The organism is Haemophilus sp. SZY H35 (assembly GCF_018829705.1).
Taxonomy (GTDB): Bacteria; Pseudomonadota; Gammaproteobacteria; order Enterobacterales; family Pasteurellaceae; genus Haemophilus; species Haemophilus haemolyticus_K.
In genome coordinates, this window is sequence record NZ_JAHKJZ010000012.1 from 1 (window position 1) to 791 (window position 791).

A 791-nucleotide genomic window follows, 5' to 3' on the forward strand; every position below is an offset into this window, starting at 1 on the left:
TTGGAGGGCGTTTACCACGGTATGATTCATGACTGGGGTGAAGTCGTAACAAGGTAACCGTAGGGGAACCTGCGGTTGGATCACCTCCTTACCAAAGACGAGAGACAGCGAGTGCTCACACAGATTGACTGATAGTTGTAGACAAATGAGCAGAAGAAAACATTACCCTTGGGTCTGTAGCTCAGGTGGTTAGAGCGCACCCCTGATAAGGGTGAGGTCGGTGGTTCAAGTCCACTCAGACCCACCACTCTGAGAGTGAGTGATGTAAAGGCGTAATGATTTATGATGAAATGGGGATATAGCTCAGCTGGGAGAGCGCCTGCCTTGCACGCAGGAGGTCAGCGGTTCGATCCCGCTTATCTCCACCACTTATCATCGTTAAGTAAATTTATTCATTTAGTTTATTTAACGATGATAACTGAAAAGTTTTATCAACTGTTCTTTAAAAAATTGGAAACAAGCTGAAAACAAGAGATTTTCGAGAGAAAGTCTGAGTAGGCAAAACAGGAAAGTGAAATAGAGGGAACTGAGAAGGAAACTCTGAAAGCAAACCTGTTTTGTGATAAATCTTGATTGAACAAAAGCAATCAAGTGTTTAGTTGAATGAAAATACGCATCAAATTGACCGCACTTTGAAGTAAAAACTTAAAGTGATTGAAAACATTTGAGGTTGTATAGTTAAGTGACTAAGCGTACAAGGTGGATGCCTTGGCAATCAGAGGCGAAGAAGGACGTGCTAATCTGCGAAAAGCTTGGATGAGTCGATAAGAGGCGTTTAATCCAAGATATCC

Annotated in this window: 2 tRNA genes and 2 rRNA genes; all 4 read left to right on the plus strand. The window is 42.5% G+C overall.

The features are described from left to right. Positions 1-91: ribosomal RNA gene (locus KP710_RS09355) — 16S ribosomal RNA — on the plus strand; the annotation flags it as partial. 79 nt (positions 92-170) lie between these two features. Beyond that, a tRNA-Ile gene (locus KP710_RS09360) sits at positions 171-247 on the plus strand. Positions 248-292: 45 nt separating this feature from the next. Further along, a tRNA-Ala gene (locus tag KP710_RS09365) sits at positions 293-368 on the plus strand. A gap of 308 nt (positions 369-676) precedes the next feature. Next, a 23S ribosomal RNA gene (locus tag KP710_RS09370) occupies positions 677-791 on the plus strand; the annotation flags it as partial.